Genomic DNA, 20,568 nt, shown 5'->3' with positions numbered 1-20,568 from the left:
GGGATGCCCGAGCGGCGGGGGCGGCCTAAACCGCCCCCAAGAGCGGACTGCGGCAAGACCATTCTCAAATAATCTAAGGTGGATGTAATTTTTGCCTCATTTTATTTGGTTTTTAATATAGTTCGTTAATGATTCGGATTAACAATTCACGGAGTAATGGAGTCGGTGTGGAGCTGATGATTTTCTGATGCAAATTTACGGTCTCAGGAAGCGGATTTGGTGCGATAATGCGGAGAGAGGCAAAAAATTGTAAAAAAATTTCTGAGAAGCATATTGACTTGCAGGATAAAAAGTTGTAACTTTGCGTCAAATCGGCCAATTGCATAATCGACCGGAGACAATGGCAACTGATCAGCGTACACGCCCGGCAGTCGCCTGAATACCATGAAGAGTTTTATACCTTAATATATATAATAGAATTTATAGCGATTATATAGTTACTTAAATTCGAAGATTATGCATAACACTAATTTATTTAATACCAATACAACTATCATTTAATTCTACACCATGATTAAAAGAATCTGGAGCTGTCTGACGGCCATTGTATGCCTTGCGCTATGGTCATCAGCACAGACTTACACCAACGAACCGGCCAAAGTAAACTGGCCGTTCAACGATGCCAAAACCTATTCAACGGCAGTCACAATCTCGCCTGAAAACGCCTTTTCACTCACAAGCATTGATCTGGGCGGAACCGTGAAAGGAACGGAAGTAAGTAAGCAGAACAATGTGACGTACCTGAAGATTGATCCTGCTACAGGAGCTTCTGACAAGATCAAATGGATGATCAAGCCTGTCAAAGGTCTGACATTCACACCGACCAAACTGAGCGGCATGATCGCACGTGCAGGTACCGATGCCAAAAACGGTATGACAGTCACCGCAGAACTCTCTGACGGAACTATCGTGAAACTCGGCACCTTCACAGGTCACAGAATCAACCAGACTCTGGAAAATGACAAATTTTCACCCAGCGGCAAGGAGCCTCAATCAAACCATGCCGACAGATTTGAATTCACTCTGACTGCCGATCAACAGAAACAGCTCGCCTCTGCTGACGGTTTCTTCCTTTGCTGCACACATGGAGTTGCAGCTGACGGGAAAAAGCAGGGCTGCTACGCCGACATCACCATCGAAGGTCTTCTCAACGGCTCTGTGGAAAGTGTAGAAAAATTCGAAGTAAAACTCGCCACTTCCATTGAGGGCGCAGGAAGCCTCGAAATGAACCCCGCAGCCGAATCTTATGAAAAAGGTAGCGAAATCAAGGTCTCGACCGTTAAAAACTTCGGCTACAAGTTCATCAACTGGACTGACAGCGACAACAACATCGTTTCAACTGACGCCTCCTTCACCTACACCGTCTTAAAATCCACCACTCTCACCGCCAACTATCAGGCTCTCACCACCTATGAGCTGAAATATGGCTGCGCCGACGGCGTGAAGTCATACATGGTGCAGCCCTCGCCCGCAGCCACTGTGATCGACGGCAAGAACATGTATGAAAAAGGCACAAAAGTAAGCCTGACCGCTCTCGAAAATGACGGCTACACCTTTACTAACTGGGACAACGGCCAGAGCCTCAACCCCTACACTATCGTGATGGATGCCGACAAGAGCATCACCGCAAACTTCGCTGCTTCTGACTTCATCGCCGGCTGGGACTTCTACACAGCAGGCGCCAACGGACGTGCCGCAGACTTCGCTGCTGCCGGCAATGACGCTGTTTCACTCGTGCTCCGCAACGAAGACGGCACTACTTCTTCATGGCTTGACAAGTCGACTGTAGCAGCCGGCGGATGCTATGAAGACAAGATTCCCGGCGCTACAAACTGGCGCGAGACCGGTCTCGGTGAATACTACTGGGAGACTGAGATCAACGCCGAAGCTTTCACCGACATCCATGTCAAAGGAGCCTTCGCTTTCAGCTACAACACCAAATCACGCCAGACCGTAGAGGTTTCTCTCGACGGCCAGAAGTGGGACGAGATCGGCAGCGTGACTCTCGCCGATGCCAAGACCTGGTATCCCTATGACTTCAGCCTTCCCGCCGCCTACAACAATCAGCCCTCTGTCCGCATCCGCTGGAAAGCCGACAAGACCTCTAATGATGTAGTCCAGACCACAAGCCGTAAAGACGGCGTAGCCATCGGCGCCACTACAATTTTCGGCACACCGAAACTGGTTGACGACGGCAAAGCCCCCGAACTCCTCTCTTTCGTTCCGGAAGAAGGCAGCTCTACAGCTTCGATCAACGGTAAGATCGTGCTCAACTTCGATGAAAAGATCAAAGTGAAAGACGGCGTCAAGGCTTCACTCGGTGACCAGGAACTCACCCCCTCAGTGACCGGCAAGTCTGTTTCATTCGCATACCGCAACCTCGCCTATGCAACTGACTACACTTTCACCCTCCCCGCCGGCTCTGTAAGCGACCTCACCGACAATGCCTATGACAAGGCCATCACCATCGCTTTCACTACCAAGACCCGTCCGGCCGTAGAGAAAGCTGAAGGCTATGACTTCATCGTGCCTGACGACGGTACTTTCAAAGAAGCTATCGCCGCCGCCAACAACCGCGCCGACAAGAACAAACGCTTCGTCATCTTCGTGAAGAAAGGCAACTACGAACTCCCCTACAGCGAGACAGAGACTATCATCAAGGAAGGCACAGACAACAACGGCAACCCGGTAAAAGCCGAAATGCCCTCGCCGATCACCCGTCTCTACGCCGCCAACACTTCTATCATCGGTGAAGACCGTGACGCTACCGTCATCAAGAACCTCGTCAAGGACCCCACTCCTTCAGGAACTTCCTACCCCATCGAAGGTCTCCACAACGTGACCACTCTTTCTATCGAAAAGGGTGCTGACAACACCTATATTCAGGACATCACCCTCAAAAACGGTCTGAACGACAATACCGGCCGCGGCGAGGCTCTCGGTGACTACGCAAACCACACCATCCTCAAAAACGTTACCCTCTGGGGCTATCAGGACACATATTGCGGCAACTCTGACAACGGTGTCTACTACTTCGAGGGCGGCATCATGCGCGGCCGCACCGACTTCCTCTGCGGCAAGGGCGACATCTTCTATCAGGGTGTGACTCTGCAGATGTGTGCCGACGGCGGTTACATCGCAGTGCCTATGCGCGGTCCGCAGTTCGGCTATGTGTTCAAAGACTGCGAGATCGTTGCTGAAAACGGCAAATCCGGAATCAGCAAGAATTATTTCCTCGGCCGTCCGTGGGGACAGGGCACTCCTGTAGCCGTCTTCATCGACACCAAGATGACTGTTCAGCCCCGCGAAGAAGGTTGGGCCGAAATGGGCTCAGGCTATCCCAAACGCTTTGCCGAATTCAACTCAATGACTGAATCCGGATCTCAGATCTCTCTCAGCAAGCGCAAGACAACCTTTGCCAAACAGACAAACAACCCCGTGCTCACTCAGGCTGAAGCTGAATCATACAGCTACGACAACTTCTCGGCATACCACAACTGGGACCCCGCTTCGATCGCCGAACAGGCTCCCGCTCCCACCAATGTAACCATCAATGAAAATGGCGAACTTTCTTGGGACAGCTGTGACTATGCTCGCTTCTGGGCCGTATTCAAAGACGGTGTACTTCTGACCACAGTCAAAGAACCCGTCCACACAGTTGAGGCTGAGGTTTCACGTGCGGCTGCTCCCGTCTACACTGTCCGCGCCGCCAATGAAATGGGCGGTCTCGGCGAAGAAGTCAAGGCTGTCTACTCTGAAACCACCGGCATCACTGACATCACAGCCGATCAGGAAGTAATTTCAACCGTCTACTACAACATCCAGGGTATGGCCGTAAGCCCCAACACCACCGGCCTCCTCATCAAGGTAGAGACACTCGCTTCAGGCGAAACCCGCACAAGCAAAGTCATTGTGAAATAACTTCAACTGATAAAACAGACTCCATCGGCAGTCAGTGCTGACTGCTTCCCCCACTCCACCGCGGTCCGGCCCCACGCCGGGCCGCGGTCTTTTTTTCAACCGAAGCTCCAATTAGCCTAATCAGACCAATTGGCCCAACCCCAAAGCCCCAAAAAAGAAAGCGCTTTCAGGCAGATCAATCACCTGAAAGCGCTTTATGCTTTTAAATCCTAAGGCCTTACTCCGTCACCTTTCCAAGCTCACGGACAGAACCTGTCAGCGGATTGAAATGCAGGTAAGACGGAGACTTCTTATTGGTAAACAGGCTCGGATCAAGCCCGAAGACAACTCCATACTGCGCCACATCGAAAGTATCTTCGGCAAGAGTCTCGTCGTCATAGCTCAGGGTCACACGCGCAGTGCCCGGAATACGGTAAGCCACACCCCCCTTGGGGAAAGTCTTGGTAATGCCCTTCTCATTGACCGGCAGCTCGCCGCGGGTCTGCGGAGTGATCGAGATATAGATCGGCGCACCGGAAAGATCATTGGCGTCCACAAGGCCGTCCAAAGCCGACAGGCGAGCCACCACCTTGCGGCTCACAGCTCCATCGTCAGGCAGATAGACCGTATAGGTGCGGACCTCGACTGACTTCTGGACAGTGCCGAGAAACATCGCCGTCAGAGCCTCTTCCTGCGAGGCAAGCTGATCAAGGGCAAGCTTCATGGCAGCGCCGTCAGAGGGCATAGCGTCAGCCTGACCGGAGATGATCTCGTTGCGGTTGTTGCGGAACTCATAGATCTTGTCGGCGGCAAGCTGCGCGCGCTTGGCCAGTGACTTGCTCTGGATCATCTCAGGCGTGATGGCCTGCTGTGCCACCGGAAGCTGCAGAATGGTCGGTTCGGCCTCTACCGGCTGCGGAAGCGGCGAGAGGCTGACTGTGGCCTCGTATGACTCATCGTTGACCGACAGCGGAAAATTCAGGTCGCTCACGGTCATGTAAGTGCCGGCTCCGCCCTTGAATGTGGCCAGATAGCGTTCCTTCTCATCGGCTATGGCTATAGGATTGACCACCGCCTCGGTGATGCGCCAGCTTGTCGACGGCTTGAGGATCGGAGTCGCGTTGAGATAACGGCGCGCATACTGATAGAACTCTCCGGGAGTGCTGACGGTCTTTTCAACCGCCACTGTGACCTCAAAGGCGGTCAGCGGCAGAGTGTAGATCAGGCCATACTCGCTGGCCTTTGTCGCGCTAAGTTTTGTTGAAGTCTGGGCAGCGGCCGGAACAGCAGCGGCGGCCGCTCCGAGCAGCAGTATTGATAGTAGCTTTTTCATCTTGACTGTTATTGCTGTGAATTATGACAGATCTGTTTGTAAGAAACCCTGCGGTGCAGACTCGGCCTGACGGAATCAGGCGCCGAGAATCGACTTGATGGCCTTGCCGGTGGCGGCGGCTATGTCGCCCGCCGTGGTGCCGTACTCGCCCTCTTCGGCTGCGGCTATGTCACCCGCAAGACCGTGGATATAGACTCCGGCTGTAGCGGCTGTCTCCGATTTATATCCCTGGGCAAGGAGCGCGGTGATGATGCCCGTGAGCACGTCGCCGCTTCCGGGAGTGGCCATTGCCGACGAGCCTGTGGAGTTGAAAAACACTTTGCCGTCGGGGCGCACAGTGGCACTGTAGCGGCCTTTGAGCACAATGATCAGCTTGTATTTATGGGCCACTTCGAGAGCTTTCAGCAGACGGGTCTCCGCCGAAGCCTGCGAGCCGAAAATGCGGTCGAACTCCACAGAATGGGGAGTCAGTATCGAACCCGGAGTCAGGTGGTCGATCAGCGCCGGATTGCGGGCTATGATGTTGAGCGCGTCGGCATCGAGAACCATCGGGCGCTTGATGGTCTTGATCAGAGTTTCAAGCGCACCCTTGGTGGCATCGTTGGTGCCTATGCCTGGACCGGCCCCGATAGCCGTGTAGTTGAAGCGCGGGGTCATGTCGGAAATTACGTTCTCCTCGCGGTCGGGCAGGAAAAGCGCCTCCGGAACTGAATTCTGAATCACGCCGAAACCACAGCGCGGCGAGTGGACCGTCAGCTTTCCGACCCCTGCGCGCAGAGCGCCGCGGGCAGCCATGACGGCAGCTCCCATCATGCCGTAGCAGCCGGCAAAGAGCAGCGCATGGCCGAAATCGGCCTTGGAGCAGAAATCAGGACGGCGTTTGAGCACCCGGCAGACGTCATCTTTCTCTATGAGATAATATTTCGTGGTGGTTTCCTCGATGGCCTTGCGGCTCAGACCTATATCTACTGTCTTCCACCGCCCGACAAGCTCGGCGTTGTCGCTCAGGAAAAATGCGAGACGGGGGAACTGAACGGCTATGGTGAGATCGGCGTGGACCACATTGCGCGCGAGCACACGGGTGTTCCAGTCGCCGAACATGCCTGAGGGCACGTCGATCGACACTACCGTAGCGCCCGACTCGTTGATGTAGCGCGCCATAGCCATGTAGCCACCCTCAAGCGGATTGCGCAGGCCGGTTCCGAAAAGGCCGTCGATCACAAGGTGGTCGGGGGTAAGGGGCGGAATGTGGGCTGTGTGCACGATCTCAGTCATCGAGACATTGCCCATGCGCATCAGCTCCTCGCGGGCCATACGGCAGTCGCGCGAGAGAGAGTCGCCCTTGACATTGATGAGCACCACGTGGGGATTGAAGCCGGCCTCGATCAGCAGCTTGGCCACTATCAGGGCATCGGCGCCGTTGTTGCCCGCGCCGGCAAAGACCATAGTGGGTTTCGACGGACGCCAGCGGCTGAGAATCTCATTGACCACACCCTCGGCCACCCGATGGATAAGCTCCATAGAGCTGACACCCTCGTCATCGATGGTGACGCGGTCAATGTGGCGTATATTTTCAGTAGTAAATATTTTCATGATCCGGAGATGAGTCTGTGAGTGACGGAAGCCCGACGGCCGGCTGTCGCTTTTCCGCCTGCGGCCCAATCACTTCTATTGCAGATTACAAAATTACAAAACAAGATTGTCATGAGCAACCCCACCCCGAAACTTTTTCATCTGATCACTACGAAGCCGCCACCGGGCTGCATGGTGACCGACGGGGCTTTTTTGCCGGCTGTCAGATCTTTTCTGACAGGATTACGGTCGGCATCGTCGCAGTAGAGCGTATAGGCTTCACCCTTGGCGAGGCAGTCAAGAGTGACTGTCACGGGCTTGCCGGTGGCATTTACCCCAGCTATGTACCACTTGTCGGCATGGCGGCGCGCCAGCACCACATAGCGGCCCGGATAGCCTTCGATGAAACGGGTTTCGTCCCAGACGGTGGGCACCTCGCGCAGATAGTCCATGCAGACGGCCGGCGCGTCCTCAAGATTGTAGGGCGTTATGGCGAAGTTCTGCACCGGATTCTGAAACAGTACGGTTGTGGCCAATTGAAAGGCATCGCTGGTCATGCGGCGGTGACCGTCACGGTTGTTCCGGCTGATATACTTGTTCATGAAACAGCCGCCGAACTCCATGCAGCCCACACTGTTGCGGATGAAGGGGTGGAGCGTGGCGTTGAAAGCCTCGTCGTCACAGGCCTGCTGGGTGAAATACATGTTCTCGCTTGCTCTCACGGCCTCGCTTCCCACATAGTTGGGATACATCCGCTCCCATCCGCGCGGCAGTGTGCAGCCGTGGAATATCACCATCAGTCCGTGGTCATCGGCATCAGACAGTATCGCCTCATACAGGCGCATGGTCTCCTGCTTGTCGCCGCCGAAGAAATCCACTTTTATGCCCTTCACGCCGAGGCTGCGCAGCCAGCGCATCTCAGCCTTGCGTCTGATGGGATTGTCCATGCAGTTTATCGGGCCCTGCTCTATGTCGTTCCAGTAGCCTGAGGAACTGTACCACATTATAAGGCTCACTCCCTTCGAGCGGGCATATCCGGCAAGCTCCGGCAGACGGTCGCGCCCGATCTGAGTGTCCCACCAGTTGTCTACAAGCACATATCTGTAGCCCATCTCATGAGCGAAGTCAATGTATGCCTTCTGGTCCTCCATGTTGATGCTCTTGTCCTGCCATACAATCCAGCTCCATGTACCGCAGCCAGGCTCATAGCTGTTGGCCGAATCATAGCGCGGGCTGACGAGATCCCAGGGCACGGTGGTCTCCACTATCGGCGCGAGGTCGCGGCCCACGGTGATAGTGCGCCAGGGAGTATAGCCTGGGAGAGCCATCGCGGCGCCCGCATTGCCGTTGCCGTTGTTTTCCTCCGGCATGGGATAGGCTATTGTATAGAGGCCGTCGAGCCTGTAGTCGCTCAGATGCGATCCGCAGTAATAGCCGTCGACCCCGGTTTCGGAGAGGAGCACCCAGCCGTCATCGCCAACTCTGAACAGACAGGGGAAGGTGTAGCCACGGCCGTATTGCGAGACGGCGTCCATAGGCGCATCGGCCGTGTAGACCTCCTCATACGACGGACTGGTGCGCTTCCAGTTCTCCATAGCCGTGCGCTGTGGCGTAAGGAAAGTGGTGGTGCCGGAGGGGAAACGGAATCCTGAGGCCTCGGAGCTTATGTAGATCGCCCCTGTATCGCCCTGACGAGGTATGCGGTAACGGAAAGCCACATCATGGTCCGACACCCTGAACTCTACCTCCCAGCGGCCTCCGCCGGGAGTTTCAAAAGACACCGTCGCTTCATTGGCCCGATAATCGACCGAGCTCTTCTTGATGCGGTCAAGCGTGTAATGTTCCTCAACCCTCCTGACCTCCGAGGGGACGATGGAGGACGATGTAGTGAAGGAGCCGATGTTTGATTCGAAACCTAAAGGCGACTGGCGGAGCATGGTCTTTCCGTCGAGAGTCACCGAGTAATACGGACGGCCTTCAGCGTCAAGCTCAACGCTGACGTCAAGTTTGCCGTCCGGGCCTGTGATGTTGAAGGCAAAAGCCGTTGATATGCCGGCAAGCATTGCGATGACCGGCAGCACTGTTCTTTTCATAAGTATGGATAGAGTTGTATAGTCCGGCAGGAAATCACTGATAGTGAGCAGTCTCTAATCAGAGACCCTTAATGAAACAGCCTCTAAGTTAGGCAATTTTTCAGAATCCGCCAACCCGTTGCGGCACTCATCAGCCTCAGCGGTCTCCTTTGATTACAAAACCCGCTCATTTTTATTACAAAACCGTCACTCCTCAAGCCAGGCAGACCTCACCGTGGCTATTCCATCCCGGCAGATCCGATTCTATATGATCTCGAAATCCAGTCCGCGGCGGCGCAGTTCTTCCGGCAGGCCCGGAGCCGGACTGACAAGCAGACGGCTGATGCCTGGCAGCAGAAGCAGTGGAAGATCATCGGGATGGTCGGTGGCCACAACGGCTATAGTCCACCCCTCGCGGGCGGCATAGTCCAGACAGAGATCCCGTTTGTGCTCCCCGCGAGTCTCAGTGTAAGCCTCTCCAGCCGAAGCCGGAAGCGGAGTGGCGATGAAACCGTCAAAGCCTGCCAGAGCAGTAAGGCGCGGCAGGTAGAGGTCAGGAGCGGCCGATGCAAGCAAAATCCGATAGCCCCGCCGCCTGTAGCCGTCGAGCCGTTCAAGCAGCTTCCGGTTCAGAGCAGCGCCAAGCACCGATACAAAATTCTCCATGTCAGCTTCAGACATTGATTCAGCCGCCATGCGGTGGACCGGATGCTTCATGCCCGTGTGGCTTATCAGCCTGAGGCGACGCAGTCCGAGCAGTCCGCCTATGCGAAGCAGGCGCCAAAAGCCACGCCTCCGGCGCAGCTGGGCGGCCATGAAGCGCACCAGCATGTGCAGCGAATTGCCGCAAATCAGCGTGCCGTCAAGATCTACGACCACGCATGGCGACGCCACACACTGCACCCCCTCAGCCGGGAGTGGAACCCCGGTTGATATTTTCATGCGTCCATCGACCACGGGAAACGGATTAAAGTTCTGTCATCATAGATAGCATAGTCAGGCCTCGTCAGCGGAGCGGCTGTGGTCACGGTTATGGCAGCCGTGCGCAGTTCAATTTCAGGATTCCCGCACCTCAGCGCCTCGGCCACTCGCAGCATGGTCGTTCCGCTGTCAACGGCATCGTCCACAAGCAGCACCCTGATCTGTCCAAGCCCCGTAAGCGAAGATGGCAGCTGGAACGGAGGCAGGTCAGAGACACTCCTGCGGCGACCCGCTAGGACGTAGGCCTCAATAATTCTGAGCCTGTCAAGCAGAGGGCGCGGCAGACGGCCGAGCGCCTTTCCAAATATACGCTTGCGGCTCGTCGACGGCCTTTGGAGGCCCACAAAACCGAGAGCCGCGCGCGAGAAGCACGGACGCATCTCACAGGCCACATACTCACCGCCCCGGCGTATGCCCACAATCAGCTGCGGCTCGAAGCCCGAAGCGGCCACCAACCCCGCAAGCTCCCGGCATATACGGCCAAATGCGGCGGAATCGAGTGTCAGCACTCTCATCTGATCCTCCCTTCGTAGAAACGGTGCGAGACCTGTCCGAGCACTCCGCGTCCGAGATAGCTCAGCACTATTCCGAGCTTGTTTTTCAAACGCACCCGCAGACTCAGCAGACTCTCACGGCGGTAAGCCCTGATCAGTCGCCAGCATTCATCGGCTACCGCCCCATAGCGCCCGTCAGGGTCATTCGCAGCTATCAGGCCGAACATATTGAAGGCCGCGCTCAGCCGGCGGTCACGGGCCGCAGGCAGCAGAGCGGGATGATGGAGAGCCATATGCTTCTCCATGCGCTCCGTCACTTCAAGCACATCGAAGCGACGCGGCGAAAAGCAGCCTGTCACGCTGACCGGATTTTTGCGATAGAAGTATAGGCAGTCTGGTATAAGAGCTGTCTTCCCGGCCTTTTCGGCCAGAAGATAGAATATGTCAAGGTCTTCATAGAGGATGCCTTCGCGGAACCTCAGGCCGCTGTCAAACAAACTTCGCGCAAAGATCTTGCCACACACGGAGGGGCAGGCTCCATCCTGATAGAGCACCTTCTCTATATAAGCCTCCTGCCCGAACACCGTCGGCAAACCGGCCGGAGCATCCGCCCATCTGACCTGCAAGCTATCGGCGCCTTCAGTCCACCGGGCCTCAACAAACGAGGTGCCGCTCCTGCTGGCGGCCTCAAGCAGCACGGCCACGGCATAGGGCGAAAGCACATCATCGCTGTCGAGAAACATCACCCACTCTCCGCGCGCCATTTCCAGACCAGAATTGCGGGCAATTGGAAGACCTCCGTTGGGACGCCTGAGGACCCTCACCCGGCTGTCGCGCTCAGCATATCCGTGTATTATCTCCGGAGTAGAGTCGGTAGAGCCGTCATCAACCACAATCACCTCCAGGTCAGTGAATGTCTGTCCGAGAGCGCTGTCAAGACACTCCCGGATATACATCTCCACATTATAGGCGGGTATTATGATAGAAACCATGCTCTTATCCGAGATTCTCAGACTGTCAGTCCTGCCTCTGAAGTTCGAAACCGGCCGTCATGCCGTCATACTGCTGAAGGATGGCGGTGAGACCTTTGATTGTGCTGTTTCCTGAAAGAGAGCCGGCCTTTTCAACCAGCGTCATGAGCTTGGTCACATCGAAAGTGAGTTCCATTTTGTTGCCGTTCATGACAATAAAGCCCTCCATCGAACCGACCTTTATCTTTTTGAAGGCCTTGAAATTGAAAATGAAGTTTCCTGACTCGGCATCCTTGGTGATCGTGCCGCCCAGAGTGATCATGCGGGCCTTGAAGGTGAATGTGGAGTCGGCATTGATGGTCATGACGAGCGAAGTCAGACCGGCGGTCTTGTAATAGGGAGCCAGTTTGGCCTCTACCTGCTGTGCGGCGGCGGCACCGCCGGCCTTGAGCAGGAAATTGTCACTTTTGAACGACACTGCCGGATTGACATATTTCCATGTTCCCACCATCTTCTCCACGGTAAGCTTCGAACTTCCCACACCGAGAGCGTTTGCCACACCTGAGAGCAGATCGCCGAGGCCGCCCCCTTTTGAAGAGCCGGTCTTGGTCGAGTCAGACGCGGTGGCTGAAGAGACTTTGCCGAGAAGGTCTGAAATGTCCCAGCCTGAGGCTGAGGCGCTCACTGAGGTGGAAAGAAACAGAGAGAGAAGGAGGATGACAGTTAATTTTTTCATATTTGCAGTTAATTGATTTCTAAGAGGGAAGCAGGCATCAGTAAGCAAGACTGATATTGTCAAGCCAGAGAGAGCTTCCGAGAGAGGCCCCTTTGACCGGATCAACCGAGGTGACTATCGAGGCGGTCTCTTCAGCAATGGTGCCGACCGAAGCCGAGGAGGCAAACATCAGTCTCATGCCGCTTGCCTTGATGCCGAAACGGGTGTAGGACAGCGGGGCCGTGAAGGCTGTATAACTGTTGGCTATAGGCAGATATGTACGGGCCGAGGCTATCACCTGCAGCTCACCGCCGACATCGCCATAGATTTCTATAATGGCGATTCCGCTGTCTGACGGGCTGTCAGGCGAGGGAACGTATTTATAGAATCCGTTAAGCGAACGCGGTCTCGACTTCCAGTCGACAACATCCTTATAGCTCTCCTCCATGCTGAAGGCGCTGAAAGAATACTCTCCGAGGAAAAGCTTGCCCGCGGCACGGCAGGCCACATGCGGAACCACCGGAGAATACTGCAGATAGGGTCTGCCGGTCTGCGCATAGTCCGGAATATCCTCACCGCTGAGATCAAAGCCCACACTGCGCAGGCAGACGGCGAATTCGCCGCTTTTGACCTCATCGGATACCGTGAAGACCGACGGCTGCATATACCAGGTGTTATGATTAGAGGCGCGTGTGCTGAAAGTCTTGGCGTTGGTGTTGGCCCACTTCTGTGGAACCTGCTGTGAGAATGACTCGCGGTTCTGCCAGTTGTAGATAGCGACTTCGGTCTGTGAATAGCGGCCTCCGCTCGGTAGTCTGTCATAGACCACTCCCGATTTACGGTCCTCAAAGTCTGAATTAGGAAGCGCCGGGGCCTTTTCTGTCGTGAAGCGCTGTCCGGGGGTAAAGTCAGAGACATCCGGACGGTCCATCATGGTTGCGGTCAGCGTGTATGAGGTGTTTGGCGAAAGTCCGCTCAAGGCAAGCACTCCGCTTTCCTCGTCACGCAAGAGGACCGGCCCCCTGCGCCCGTCGACGTAGAGCATCAGCCGGCGCACCACTGTCTCGACCGTAGCCTGGTCTGGGGCCATGACCCTGATCATGGCATAGGTGGCAAAGGGATCTGCCACAAGTTCGAATTCAGGCATACAGCGCTCTACGGTGAATTCGGCTCTGATCTCCTCGCAATACAATATACGGGCCCTGATGTCGGCATTGCCGTCAGGGATAGCAAACTCAAGTTCATATGACGAATCGCCGGCCGGTCTGACCGCAAGCACAGATGCCGGCTGCCACTGACCGTCGGCATCAAGAATCTCGATCCCGACATTTGAGGCGAAGTCCACGGCCCTGGTGCTGACCGTGAGCGATGCGGATGTGGCTCCGACGGGAGCGTCACCGACCGATGTTACCGAGATGTCGACGGCGGTGGTCTGCACCTGCAGCCTCAGCGGCTCGCTGACACGTCCGCAGTCATCTTCGGCTATGAGGCTGAAACATGACAGGGCTTCATCGTCAGTCAGGAAGACAAGTTTTCCGATCAGTGCGGTGAAGTCCACCGATCCGCCGGCCGATGTCAGATCGGACATGAGTCCGACAGCAGCAAAGGCAGCTTCATCTTCCGCAGAGGGATGCAGCAGATCGACAAGCACCGGGAATGACAGCGATGAGAGATAGGCCGACGATACCGAGAGCCAAAGATGCGAAAGCGGGGCTGCGGCGGTGACGGCTGCTCTGACCGGAGTTTCCGGCTGTTCGCCCTCAGGCACTGTCAGGATGCTTCCGGGAGTCCAGCCCGAAGCGGTCAGAGATGGCGGAAGGGCTGACAGGAAGTCGGCGCTAAGTGTGAACGATGCACTCTTGCCGGGAGCCGAGCAGGTGAGCACGGGGTCAGGGCCTGAGATGTCGGCACTTACCTCACACTCATAAAAGCAGCCTGAAAGGGCAGAGAGGTCAAGGCTTCTGAATGCGGTATGCCGCCCGTCAGGGAGTATGACGTCAAGATATATCCCGGTCTGTCCGGGTGTCAGATAGAGCAGGCGCGATTCATCGGGGCTGACGCGGTGATATTCTCCGCCCGGAGTGTGGACAAAGGCTGCGACTTCACCGATACCGGCTGTTATGGCGGGGCTGAAATCGAATGAAAAGGCACTGCTGACAAGGTGCATTGTCAGCGGCCATGTCAGCCGGCGGTCCGGTTCGACTACGGCCGAGACGGAGCCTGAGTAACACGGAGTGTCAAAGCCTTCGGCTCCTTTGCCGGAGATTGCTTCTATAAGATATGAGCCGGAGTAGTAGAGATCCTGCGCGGGAAAATCGCAGAGTGATTTCCATGTGTGGGAGTAGCTACCCTCGGCGGCTGTCATCGTCACGCTTATCTGCGATTGTTCGGGCACACAGGGCGAGGCCACTATGATCTCCTGCGTGAGCGGATCGCGCAAGGTGGCGTCGACGGTCACGTCAAGCGACAGGCTTCCGGCTCCGTCTGAAGCCCGGTCAGAGTCATCGGAGCAGGAGGTGGCGAGCAGTGCGAGTGGTAAAAACGTGATGAATGAGTGGCGGAGAGACATAGTTTAGTTGTCGGTCAGCAGCAGGTGGAAGGTCAGAGATCTATACGGGAGGCCTTAAGAGGTGTCTGAAGGAATATTTCGGCGAGTTCGGTGAACTTGTCGGGGTTTTCGGTGGTCAGGAATTCGCATGAGCCGCCTTTGGTGCACTTGGCATCCATTTCGGGATGGCGGCGCAGATAGTCGGCGAGACTGGCGCCTACGAGTTCACCCTGGGTGACGATGGTGGCGCGCGAGCCGATTTCGCGGCGGATCTTGTCGATCAGCAGCGGATAGTGAGTGCAGCCGAGAATCACGGTGTCTATTTCAGGCTCCTGGGTGAAGAGTTCATCGACATATTTCTTCACAAAATAGTCGGCGCCGGGCGAATCGAATTCCTTGTTTTCGACCAGAGGCACCCACATGGGGCAGGCCACGGAGACGGTGCGGAACTGGGGGAAGAACTTGGCGATCTCTATGTCATAGGTGCCTGAGCTTACGGTGCCGGGGGTTCCGAGCAGGCCTATATTTCCGTTTTTGGTTATATGACCGAGGGCTTCGACCGTGGGGATGACCACTCCGAGCACACGGCGCGATGGATCCCATCCGGGCAGGTCTTTCTGCTGGATGGAGCGCAGGGCTTTGGCCGATGCGGTGTTGCAGGCGAGGATCACCAGCTGGCAACCGCGGCTGAAGAGGGATTCCACTGCCTGACGGGTGAAGCGGTAGACTACGTCGAACGAGCGTGTGCCGTAAGGAGTGCGGGCATTGTCGCCGAGATAGAGGTAGTCATACTGCGGGAGAGTTTCGCGGATGCCTTTGAGTATGGTCAGGCCGCCGTAGCCTGAGTCAAAAACGCCGATTGGGCCGGGTGCTGAAGGAAACATGGTTCAGTGTTTTTTTGAAGGTGGGTGAAACGAGAGGCGAAGAGCTGTCCGGGCCTCTGTCCTTTATCAGCAATCTCCGGCTGCAAGCAAAACGCATTGCGGCCGGAGATAGTTTTATCAGATCTGGGTAATTATTCTGTTCAGGCTACGACTGTCAGGAGATAGTCATAGAAGTAACTTACGATGCCGAGGCCGATGATGCCTGCAACGCAGATCCACATGCCGAGACGTTCGGAGCATGCCGAGCGGAATGTGGCGATCGGGCTGTCGCTTTCATTGATGAACATGGCCTTCACAACGAGCAGATAGTAGTAGAGGGAGATGATGGTGTTGATGAGGGCAATGAGCACCAGCACGTAGAGAGCGGCTGAGGCGGTTCCGTTGAGGGCGGCTGTGAAGACAAAGAATTTGCTGAAGAAGCCTGCAAACGGGGGGATGCCGGCGAGGGAGAACATGGCGAGCATCATTGTGAACGACAGACGGGGGTTGGTCTTGTAGAGACCGTTGTAGTCGGTCATGTCTACCTTGCCTGTGGCGTTTTCAATGGCTCCGATCACGCCGAAGGCGGCGAGGTTGGAGAATACGTAGACAAGAGTGTAGAACATGAGAGCCGAGACGCCCATATCGTTGTCGCCGATGATGGCGAGCATGATATAACCGGCCTGCGAGATCGACGAGAAGGCGAGGAAGCGCTTCATGTTGGTCTGGCGGATGGCGAAGAGGTTACCGACAGTGATGGTGAGGATGATCAGAGCGTAGAGCATCCACTCCCAAGCCTGGGCGTAGAACTGGCCGAATACCTGAGTGAGCACCACGAGGAAGGCGAAAGCCGCCGAGCCTTTGGAGATGACCGAGAGATATGAGGTCACCGATGTGGGTGCACCCTGGTAGACGTCGGCTGTCCAGAGGTGGAAGGGAACGAGCGAGAGTTTGAATCCGAAACCGGCCATCACGAAGGCGAGGGCCACAGAAAGCATCACGCCCATGCGGCCTGCGAGAGCTCCGGTGATGCCGTCGTAGTAGAGAGTTCCGGCCAGACCGTAGACAAACGAGAGACCCATCAGGAGGATTGCCGAAGAGAATACGGCGGTGAGGACGTATTTGATGGCGGCCTCATGGCTTTCATAGCGGTGCTTGTCAAAGGCGACAAGTGCGCAGAGGGGAAGCGAGGCAGTTTCGAGGCCGATGATGAACATCAGGAAGTGGCGGCTCGAAATCATCAGATACATGCCTAAGAGGGTCAGAAGTATCAGTTCGTAGAATTCGCCGCGGCGCACTGCGGTGAATTCGGAGTTGGCCCATTTGACGGACTGGATGAGGACGATGAACACGCCGACGTTAAGAATGTTTTTGATAGCCACCATCACGGGTGAAGTGACATACATTCCGGCGAAGGCGGTCTCAGGGGCCTTGACCACGGGGCAGAATCCCCAGGCGACGAGCACACCCATGAGAACGGTTGCGATCATCGGGACGGCTTTTGCCGAACGGGGGCTGCAGAAAGTGTCATAGAGGAAGACTAATAGGAATACGATTAACAATCCTATTTCCTGCTTGAGTGCTAAAAACTGTGAGTAATCCATTGCTATTAATCTATAGATTAGTTCAGACCGATAACGGTGAAGATTTCAGGGCTGAAAGTGAACTTGATAAGATCGACGAAGAAGTTGGGGAAGAAACCGATGCCGGCCACGCAGACGATGAGTCCGGCGGTGGCTACACGTTCCCACCACTTGGCGTCGGTGAGTGTCATGTGGTGCTGGTCATAGACTGGACCGTAGAGGAGCTTGCCTACGACGCGGAGGATGTAGACGGCGGTTGTCACGATGGAGCTGCAGGCCACTATGACGAAGACGCGGTGGAAGAGGTCAGAGTGTTCGAACGATCCGACAAAGATTGTCATTTCGGCAACGAAGCCGGAGAGACCGGGGAGACCGAGGGAGGCCATGCCGGCGATGACGTAGCAGACCGAGAGATAAGGGAGGATCTGCATCATGCCGCCCATCTCGCGGATGTCGCGGGTGTGGGTTCGTCCGTAGATCATACCGATGAGGGCGAAGAAGAGGGCTGTCATCAGACCGTGGGAGAGCATCTGCATGATGGCTCCGGTCATCGCTGTGGTGTTGAGCATGAGGATGGCGAAGAGCACCAGACCGCAGTGTGACACCGATGAGTATGCGTTGATGTATTTGAGGTCGTTCTGGACGCATGCGCTGAAGGCTCCGTAGACAACCGAGATGCCGGTGAGGATGAGGAAGATCCAGGCCAGTTCGTTGGCGGCGTGGGGCATCAGGTAGATGGCCACACGGAAGCAGCCGTAGCCGCCGAGCTTCATGAGCACACCTGCGTGGAGCATCGACACTGCTGTGGGGGCCGATGCGTGGCCGTCAGGCGACCAGGTGTGGAAGGGGAACATTGCGCCGAGCACACCGAAGCCCACGAAGGTCATCGGGAAGAGGAATGTCTGCCAGCCGTGGCTGATGGCGTCGTTCTGGGCAATCTCAAGGATGTTCCAGGTGAGGGGCTGTCCGGCGGGAGCGGAGTGGTAGTAGATGCCGATGAGGCCGAGCATGAGGAATGCCGATCCGCCCATGAGCATGAGGGTGAGTTTCATCGCCGAGTAGTTCTTGTTGCCGCTGCCCCAGACACCGATGAGAAGATACATCGGGATGAGGGCGACTTCATAGAACATGAACATGGTGAAGAGGTCGATGGAGATGAAGAATCCGTAGACACCGGTCGACAGGAGGATGAGCCAGAGGAAGAATTCCTTTGGCTGCGGGATTTCCCATGAGGCGAAGCTGCCTGTGATGAGGATTACGCCGGTGAGGATGAGCATGGCTATCGAGATGCCGTCGACACCAACGGCGAGGTTGATGTTGAGCGGAGCGAACCACTGCCAGGAGTCGACCCAGAGCATGGGGTCTGTGGCTCCGGCGGCGCGGAGTGCGAGATAGTCGACGAGAAGCCAGACCGAGAGGGCTGTCAGGACAACCGAGCCTGTGACTGCCACTGCCCGGATCTGCTTGATGTTCCGGCAGAGGAAGAGTCCCAGCAGCATGACCACGGGGATCACCACGAAGTAGATCAATATATTGGAAAACATATCGCGTTACTATATTTTTCTTAACAGGTTAACAGATTCAGAGGACACAGATGGCGGTTATGATGCCGAGCACGACAGCTCCGATGAGATACCACCAGATGTACATCTGCACTTTGCCGCTCTGGAAGCCGCGGATGGCGTAGGATGCCTTGTTGGTGACATAGGCGAATCCGTCCATTGTGCCGTCGATTATGTGGCGGTCAAACCAGGCGATGGGCTTGCAGATTCCGTCGAAGATGATGCGGCGGGTGATGAAGAGGTAGATTTCGTCCCAGTAGAAGCGGCGGTTTGCAGCTGTCCAGAGCCAGCGGCAGGAGTCGGCCATGCGCCTGGGCTTGTCGTTTTTCTTCATGTAGAGCCAGGCTGAGAATGCAATCGAGAGGATGGCTACTCCCATGCTGAGTCCGGCGATAGACCAGTCTATATGGATGTGATATTCGTGGCCGTCGAAGGTGACGAGCTGTCCGAAGGGGATGAATCCGGCGATGATCGAGACTATTCCGAGGAAGATCAGCGGGAAGGTCATTGCGAAGCCGGGGTCGTGGGGAAGATGGCCGTGGTGTTCTTTCTCGTAGTCGGGGTTGTCCCACCAGAAGACGAGGAAGTACATGCGGAACATGTAGAAGGCGGTCATTGCGGCTACCATCATCATCCAGATGCCCCAGAAAGTACCGTTGGCGAAGCAGGCCGAGAGGATTTCGTCTTTAGAGAAGAAACCTGCGAATGGCCAGATGCCTGCGATGGCGAGACAGCCGATGAGGAAGGTGATGTGGGTTATAGGCATGTATTTGCGCAGGCCGCCCATAGCGGTGTAGTTGTTTGAGTGGACTGCGTGGATGAGCGAGCCGGCTCCGAGGAAGAGGAGGGCTTTGAACATGGCGTGGGTGAAGAGGTGGAACATGGATGCCATGTAGCCGAGACCTTCGTGGATGGCGACGTTGTTTTTGGATGCCACGCCGAGCGATACCATCATGAAGGCGATCTGCGAGATGGTCGAGAAGGCGAGGATGCGCTTGATGTCGATCTGGGCGCAGGCCACCATTGCGGCGTAGAATGCTGTTGCTGCTCCGACCACTGTGATGAACATCAGAGCGGCGTCTTCAAGCATGTAGAGCGGGAAGAGACGGGCCACGAGATATACACCGGCCACAACCATTGTGGCGGCGTGGATGAGGGCCGATACGGGGGTCGGGCCTTCCATCGCGTCGGGGAGCCAGATGTGGAGGGGTAGCATGGCCGATTTGCCCATACCTCCGGTGAAGATCAGGACGAGGGCCCAGGTGAGTCCGGAAGCGCCGAGGAAGGTGACGCCCTCGAAGCTTGCGAGGACGGCCTGCGGGTTCTGGGTCATCGGGAGGAAGTCGAGATGATGGGTGAAGTATGAGAGGACGAGGATGCCGATGAGGAATCCGAGGTCGGCGAAGCGGGTGACGATGAAGGCTTTCTTACATGCCGATACGGCCGAGGGGAGGGTGTAGAAGAAGCCGATGAGGAGGAACGAAGATGCGCCCACGAGCTCCCAGAAGATGTACATCTGGAATATGTTGGTCGCGACAACGAGTCCGAGCATCGAGAAGCTGAAGAGCGAAAGGAAAGCGTAGTAGCGCTGGAAGCCTTTCTCTCCGTGCATGTAGCCGAGCGAGTAGACGTGGACCATGAATGAGATTGTCGGGATGACAATGAGCATCATGGCTGAGATCGGGTCGAGAAGGAAACCGATGCGGATTGCGAGCGCGGGGGTGAACTGCAGCCAGGTGTGGTTGAAGATCACGGCCTGCAGGCGTGTGGTTCCGTCGATGAATTCAGGGTTTCCTGAGAAGTAGTAGGTGAACGCCGTGTAATAGGACAAGACCAACACGGTTCCCATGCCGAGCGTTCCGAGCGTACCGGCGAGTTTGTGACTCATCTTGACTCCCGCCAGTCCTAAGAGGAGGAACATGAAGAGCGGGATTGCCAATATAAGAATAGGTATTGTAATATCCATAGGGCGTG

The 20,568-nt window shown here is 55.9% G+C and carries 13 protein-coding genes; 1 reads left to right on the top strand and 12 read right to left on the bottom strand.

From position 1 onward, the window contains the following. Positions 1-510: 510 nt before the first annotated feature. A complete protein-coding gene (locus C5O23_RS11760) occupies positions 511-3,921 on the top strand; it encodes a pectinesterase family protein (RefSeq protein WP_107033135.1) in 3,411 nt (1,136 codons plus the stop codon). Positions 3,922-4,138: 217 nt separating this feature from the next. Here C5O23_RS11760 and C5O23_RS11755 read toward each other — a convergent pair whose 3' ends face one another. The 12 genes from C5O23_RS11755 to nuoL all read right to left on the bottom strand — a co-directional run bounded on the left by C5O23_RS11755 (position 4,139) and on the right by nuoL (position 20,560). Beyond that, positions 4,139-5,233, bottom strand: coding sequence for a DUF4831 family protein (locus tag C5O23_RS11755; protein WP_107033134.1), 1,095 nt, complete (start codon positions 5,231-5,233; stop codon positions 4,139-4,141). A gap of 75 nt (positions 5,234-5,308) precedes the next feature. Next, entirely contained in the window at positions 5,309-6,826 is a 1,518-nt protein-coding gene (locus C5O23_RS11750; RefSeq protein ID WP_107033133.1) for an NAD(P)H-hydrate dehydratase, read from the bottom strand. A gap of 137 nt (positions 6,827-6,963) precedes the next feature. Continuing rightward, positions 6,964-8,898: a glycoside hydrolase family 97 protein gene (locus C5O23_RS11745; protein ID WP_107033132.1), complete on the bottom strand. Its 1,935-nt coding sequence runs from the start codon at positions 8,896-8,898 to the stop codon at positions 6,964-6,966. Between the two features lie 243 nt (positions 8,899-9,141). Continuing rightward, a complete protein-coding gene (locus C5O23_RS11740) occupies positions 9,142-9,819 on the bottom strand; it encodes an HAD family hydrolase (RefSeq protein WP_107033131.1) in 678 nt (225 codons plus the stop codon). Beyond that, positions 9,816-10,373 (bottom strand): phosphoribosyltransferase, encoded by a 558-nt coding sequence (locus tag C5O23_RS11735; RefSeq protein WP_107033130.1) that lies wholly within the window; start codon positions 10,371-10,373, stop codon positions 9,816-9,818. Before C5O23_RS11735 ends, C5O23_RS11740 begins: the two co-directional genes overlap by 4 nt. Continuing rightward, a complete protein-coding gene (locus C5O23_RS11730; RefSeq protein WP_107033129.1) occupies positions 10,370-11,344 on the bottom strand; it encodes a glycosyltransferase family 2 protein in 975 nt (324 codons plus the stop codon). Before C5O23_RS11730 ends, C5O23_RS11735 begins: the two co-directional genes overlap by 4 nt. A 25-nt stretch (positions 11,345-11,369) precedes the next feature. Then, a complete protein-coding gene (locus C5O23_RS11725; RefSeq protein WP_107033128.1) occupies positions 11,370-12,059 on the bottom strand; it encodes a lipocalin-like domain-containing protein in 690 nt (229 codons plus the stop codon). A gap of 37 nt (positions 12,060-12,096) precedes the next feature. Next, positions 12,097-14,607, bottom strand: a complete 2,511-nt coding sequence (locus tag C5O23_RS11720) for a DUF4493 domain-containing protein (protein WP_107033127.1) — start codon at positions 14,605-14,607, stop codon at positions 12,097-12,099. A 32-nt stretch (positions 14,608-14,639) separates the two neighbouring features. Then, positions 14,640-15,470 carry a glutamate racemase gene (gene murI / locus C5O23_RS11715; protein ID WP_107033126.1) on the bottom strand — a complete coding sequence of 277 codons (831 nt, stop codon included), beginning with the start codon at positions 15,468-15,470 and terminating at the stop codon, positions 14,640-14,642. A gap of 140 nt (positions 15,471-15,610) precedes the next feature. Further along, a complete protein-coding gene (locus C5O23_RS11710) occupies positions 15,611-17,053 on the bottom strand; it encodes an NADH-quinone oxidoreductase subunit N (protein WP_107033125.1) in 1,443 nt (480 codons plus the stop codon). Between the two features lie 17 nt (positions 17,054-17,070). Next, on the bottom strand, positions 17,071-18,576 hold the full coding sequence (locus tag C5O23_RS11705; protein ID WP_107033124.1) for a complex I subunit 4 family protein: 1,506 nt from the start codon (positions 18,574-18,576) through the stop codon (positions 17,071-17,073). A gap of 37 nt (positions 18,577-18,613) precedes the next feature. After that, positions 18,614-20,560 carry an NADH-quinone oxidoreductase subunit L gene (gene nuoL / locus C5O23_RS11700; protein ID WP_107033123.1) on the bottom strand — a complete coding sequence of 649 codons (1,947 nt, stop codon included), beginning with the start codon at positions 20,558-20,560 and terminating at the stop codon, positions 18,614-18,616. Positions 20,561-20,568 lie beyond the last annotated feature (8 nt).

It is taken from the genome of Duncaniella muris (assembly GCF_003024805.1).
GTDB lineage: Bacteria > Bacteroidota > Bacteroidia > Bacteroidales > Muribaculaceae > Duncaniella > Duncaniella muris.
Note: the sequence above shows the minus strand (reverse complement) of the source record. Positions and strands in the feature narration are given on the sequence as shown.